1 protein-coding gene is annotated in these 353 nt (G+C 68.3%); it reads right to left on the reverse strand.

The features are described 5' to 3' along the window. Window positions 1-79: 79 nt before the first annotated feature. The coding region (locus J0A65_RS26565; protein WP_206597171.1) for a hypothetical protein at window positions 80-353 on the reverse strand (274 nt) is incomplete at its 5' end.

Consider the following 353-nt stretch of genomic DNA (forward strand, 5'->3'; position numbering starts at 1 on the left):
GAAACAGGTCGGCTGACGGCAGAAGAAAACACGCCCCGGCGGTAGAACGGGGCGTCGCGACAGACTCGCAAAAGGGTGTTCAGGTCATGTGGGCATGAGCACCCGAGAGGTAATCGAGCACGCGAAACAGCGTGGCGTTGGCCGAGGCGGCGTGCGGCGCGCCGTCACGAATGGCGGCGATGTCCTGTGCAGTGGAGCGCCCCGGTTCGGCCGCGTCCTGCTGCAGGCGCTCGTCCAGGCTGGCGCCGTCGCACTCCAGCTGACACAGCAAACCGATGGCCCGCTCCTGCCAGACGAAGCCCTGCAGCTCGGCGACGGGCGAGCCGTACAAGGCGATGGCGCCGTGCGGCAGG

Source organism: Bowmanella yangjiangensis (genome assembly GCF_017255015.1).
Classification (GTDB): domain Bacteria; phylum Pseudomonadota; class Gammaproteobacteria; order Enterobacterales; family Alteromonadaceae; genus Bowmanella; species Bowmanella yangjiangensis.